5 protein-coding genes are annotated in these 4,483 nt (G+C 29.7%); all 5 read left to right on the top strand.

The features are described from left to right. The first annotated feature begins 179 nt into the window (after positions 1-179). Positions 180-677 carry a hypothetical protein gene (locus tag ACVCXO_RS00255; protein ID WP_446845316.1) on the top strand — a complete coding sequence of 166 codons (498 nt, stop codon included), beginning with the start codon at positions 180-182 and terminating at the stop codon, positions 675-677. 650 nt (positions 678-1,327) lie between these two features. Continuing rightward, positions 1,328-1,795: a hypothetical protein gene (locus ACVCXO_RS00250; protein ID WP_452227597.1), complete on the top strand. Its 468-nt coding sequence runs from the start codon at positions 1,328-1,330 to the stop codon at positions 1,793-1,795. Between the two features lie 200 nt (positions 1,796-1,995). Then, on the top strand, positions 1,996-2,466 hold the full coding sequence (locus ACVCXO_RS00245; protein ID WP_452227596.1) for a DMP19 family protein: 471 nt from the start codon (positions 1,996-1,998) through the stop codon (positions 2,464-2,466). 154 nt (positions 2,467-2,620) lie between these two features. Beyond that, positions 2,621-3,655 (top strand): GTP pyrophosphokinase, encoded by a 1,035-nt coding sequence (locus tag ACVCXO_RS00240; RefSeq protein WP_452227595.1) that lies wholly within the window; start codon positions 2,621-2,623, stop codon positions 3,653-3,655. Between the two features lie 182 nt (positions 3,656-3,837). Further along, the gene (locus ACVCXO_RS00235; RefSeq protein WP_452227594.1) at positions 3,838-4,368 is read left to right on the top strand and encodes a GNAT family N-acetyltransferase; all 531 of its coding nucleotides are present in this window, start codon (positions 3,838-3,840) and stop codon (positions 4,366-4,368) included. The last annotated feature ends 115 nt before the right edge of the window (positions 4,369-4,483 follow it).

The following is a 4,483-nucleotide window of genomic DNA, read 5'->3' as shown; positions in this document are numbered from 1 at the left end:
AAAAGACCTATAGATAACAACGTATATAATTAATGGCTAGTTATAGCTTGCTTACGAAAATCTTTGCAGATTTTCTATTCCGTTTTTATTTACTAAATTAGGTGCTGAAACACGCCACTAATCATATACAAACACGTTGTAAGTAATTTGAGAAAGACTAACGAGATAGAACATTTCATTTGACCGAAAAAGAACAGAAAATATACAAATACGGAATTATAATCGGAGAATTAGGAACCTTGGCTGAATTTAATAATAAAGCTAATCAAGGTTATGAATTTAATTTAGATAGATTCCCTAAATCAACTAATCTAAATTCTGTGATTACAGAAAGAATTGGTCATTTAACAGATTCTTTTGAACTGAAGAAAATTGAAAATGAAAATGCGTTCAAATATTTCACGAAAAAATTAAAAGAAAAGTGGTTTTTTGAATATCAAAATAAACAAGAACATCACTTGACTGATAAACTAAATAGTTTTAATATGTTTCATTCCGATTATCAACAAAAATATATTATTGAATTTGTTGATTTTCTACTTCAGACATTAAATCCGAATGCGATTTATAAAATCAAACTTGGAGATTTAAAAATTTATTACGCATCTGATTTTGATCATTACTTATTTGAATGCGAAGATGCAGATTATCATTTTGAATTGAGCGTTTCGGATTAAAAAAACTACTTACAACACCGTGTATATTTAATTGCTTGGTTCTTGTTTGTTCGGAAAATCTTTACAGATTTTCTATTCCGTTTTTGTTTACTAATTTAGTAACTTACACACGCAACTAAGCATACACAAACACGTTATAAAAAATAGCCGAGAATCCTCAATTTCAACAAACTGAATTTCTTAAAACATAAATAATCGGATTATTTCCTTACTCAAATCTTAATAAAATAATCGCGAATTCTGCTTACTCAATTCACGAATTGAATTCTTTGCGGAATTTTGGCGTAAAGGAGAAATAACTCTTGCGCAGTTTTTTGAAGCCAAGGAAATTTTAGCTCGCCAGGAAATGCTTACTCAATCGCTAAATGCTCCAAAGAGTTTAAAAAAAAACACTTTTCGCTATTCAACTGTAAAAGCAAAACACGTTTAGCTTTCCTCCTTTTATTGCGCAACTTAACGGCAAAGTAATTCGTGCTTAATCGGATGTTTAGCTACATTTTATAACAACGTATATAAAAAATTGCTAGATTAGTGCTTAAATAAAGTTGGTTGCGCTTTTGTTACTTCTGATTTTCCTTCGGAAAATCCGCCTGTACCAAAACGCAACTTTCCATATACAAAACCGTTAGGGCAAATTTGAGAAAAATCGAATGTTAGATATAATTGGAGAATTACTTTTTTGGCGTGAAGATTATAAATTTGCGAAACGGAAAAAAGCCAGACGTGAATTTGAAAAGGAAAACAATCTTCCGAAAAAATTAATGATTCATCCTGTTTGGAAATTATTCGGAATTTTTATTGTTTTTGTGCTAATAGCAAAATTAGTAATTGGGCATTTCTTCTTTTCTGATTATGGAACAAAAAAAACGACTGAAAAAATAGCTGAAATTGAACTGATTCTGGAAAATGAAAATAGCTCACTCGGAATCTATCCTGAAAAACTGAATATAATAATTAGAAATAATCCGTTAAGAAAAAACATTATAACTGATTATTGGAATAATGAGTTTTTTTATGAACAGATTGAAAATGGACTTGGTTACATTCTTATCTCAAAAGGCAAAGACGGAATTTTAAAAACTGAAGACGATATTAACGGAAATAAAAACTTGCCCTAACACCGTATATAATTTATTGCTGGTTCTAGCCTGCTTACGAAAACCCTCGCGGATTTTCTATTCGGTTTTTATTTGCTAAATTACGTTCTTAAACACGCAACAAACCATATACAAACACGTTGGCAGTAATTTGAGAAACGCAATCAATCACGAAATATTCTTGACTAAAATTAAAGCAGTTTGAATTTAAATAATAAAAAATGAATATCGTCATTAACGAATTAGAAGGAAAAGAAACTAATGAGAAATTTGGTATAATTAGCGCTGAAGTTTACAACCGACACATAGATTATGAGAATATAGAAATTTATGAAAATCCTCTTAAAAACTTAATTTACTTATTAAATATGCAAGGACAAGTAGATAATGGTGGTGTTACTCAATTTGTTGATAATGCTACAGGAGACAACTTTACTGAAACCAAAATAGCGTTAAAAGAAATCGGAATGGAATCTTATCACGATATTCTTTTTGAAATCGAAAAATCTTTTCCCAATAGTATTGTCCCAAAAAATCAAGAAAAAAGGAGAGATGCAATAGATAATATGTCTAAAACTGATGAGGAAAGGTGGGAAATTGAGGAACAGTATGAGAATTATGACAATGTGTTTTATGAAAAAGAAGATGAGTTTAAAAGTAAATTTATTGAATATTTTATGACTTTTAAATAACAAAAACTACTGCCAACACCGTGTATATTTAATTGCTTGGTTCTCGCCTATTCGGAAAATCTTTGCAGATTTTCTATTCCGTTTTTATTTACTAAATTAGTAACTTACACACGCAACTAAGCATACACAAACACGTTGGCAAACATTTCACATAATGGACGATAATAAATTAAAACCTTTCGAAACTGAGTTTCTAATAGCTAAACCAAACCTGATTAAATTCAAAGATTCTTTAGTGATCCAAATTGAACAACTTTTAGAATCAAATGAAATTGCTCTTGGTTTTCCTATTCAAAATAGAACAAAAGAATGGAATTCTATTTCTGACAAAGTTAAAAGTGGAAGATTTTCATTTAAGAAGTCTATATTTGAAATGCAAGACTTAGTTGGATTAAGAGTAATACTTCTTTTCAAACCAGATGCAGAAAAAGCTTGTAATTTAATTGAAACCAATCTTAATGTTATTAGGAAATACGATACAATATCAAGGTTAAAAGAAGATCAATTTGGTTATTCATCAATACATTTCGTTATTTCAATTCCAAAGGAATGGGCTAAAGTCCCTACATTTTCAAATATGGAGGATTACAAAGCTGAAATTCAAATAAGAACATTATCTCAACATACTTGGGCTGAAGCCTCAAAAGAATTACAATACAAAAACGAGGAAAATGTACCAAGACCCTTACTAAGATCTATAGGAAGAGTATCAGCATTATTGGAAACTGTAGATTTCGAATTTGAAAGACTATTAGTTGAACGTTCGAACTATCTAAAAACATTAACTAAGGAATTAAACACAACAAATACAGTCAAATTAAATGTAGATAATTTAAAAGCAATTATAGACGAAATACTTCCTGAAAATAATAAAGATGAAGATGAATCATATTCTGAATTATTACAAGAATTAAATTATTTTGGAGTTCAATATACAAGCAAATTGATAGTGTTCTTAAAAGAGAACATAAAAGAAGCAATTAAAATTGATAAGAAAATAGTCAGTGAGATAAAAAGGAAAAAAAACAAACCAGATTCGTTAGAAACTCTTGAATATTTTTATGAACCTGACCGACTTAATCTAGGAGTTTATTATACTCATACAGGATTAATAAGACAAATATTTCAGAATGTTTTCCCTAAAAAATGGGAAAAATTTAAGAATAGGAATTGGAACCCTGAGGAATAAAAACGATTTGCCAACACCGTATATATTTTATTGCTAGTTCCAGCTTGTTTACGAAAATCCTCTCGGATTTTCTATTCCGTTTTTATTTACTAACTTAGTTGCTTAATCACGCAACAAAGCATATACAAACACGTTAGCGGTCAGGCGAGAAACGAAATCAGACACAATAATTATATAACAGAATGGAAAATACAAATTTAAAAACCTTCCCTATATTATCAACTGAACGTTTGACTCTTCGACAATTATCGGACAGCGATGTTCAAGAAATATTTATTCTTCGTTCTGATACTTTAATAAACAAATATCTTGGAAGACAGCCAAGCAAAACATTAGAAGAAGCATCGAAATTTATTGAGAAAATAAAAAACAATAGCCTTTCTTATTGGGCAATTGCACAAAAAGGAAACGAAAAACTTATGGGTACAATTTGCCTTTTTGATGTTTCAGAAGAGCAAAAAAAATGCGAAATCGGATTTGAACTTTTAACGGAATATCAAGGAAAAGGAATTATGAGAGAGGCGGCAAAAAAAATAATTGAGTATTCAATTCAAACACTCGGACTAAAAACAATTGATGCTTATACACATAAGGACAATCAAAGTTCAACCAACCTTCTTAAAGCATTGAAATTTAAGATTGGAGATAGCGTTGATAAAACAAATTCAAATTTGATTTTATTCCGACTGAATATTGATACTAAAAATAAATAGCGGAAAAAGCCCGAACCGCTAACACCGTGTATATTTAATTGCTAGGTTCTTGTCTGTTCGGAAAATCTTTGCAGATTTTCTAGTCCGTTTTTATTTACTAAATTAGTAACTTACA

Source organism: Lacinutrix sp. MEBiC02404 (genome assembly GCF_053601575.1).
The sequence above is the reverse complement of the archived record's forward strand: the minus strand, read 5'-3'. Positions and strand labels throughout refer to the sequence as shown.

What these genes read in the sequence shown, in the direction of transcription:
- ACVCXO_RS00250 (WP_452227597.1), top strand. Translation starts at nt 1,328, where the DNA reads ATGTTAGATATAATTGGAGAATTACTTTTTTGGCGTGAAGATTATAAA.
- ACVCXO_RS00245 (WP_452227596.1), top strand. Translation starts at nt 1,996, where the DNA reads ATGAATATCGTCATTAACGAATTAGAAGGAAAAGAAACTAATGAGAAA.
- ACVCXO_RS00240 (WP_452227595.1), top strand. Translation starts at nt 2,621, where the DNA reads ATGGACGATAATAAATTAAAACCTTTCGAAACTGAGTTTCTAATAGCT.
- ACVCXO_RS00235 (WP_452227594.1), top strand. Translation starts at nt 3,838, where the DNA reads ATGGAAAATACAAATTTAAAAACCTTCCCTATATTATCAACTGAACGT.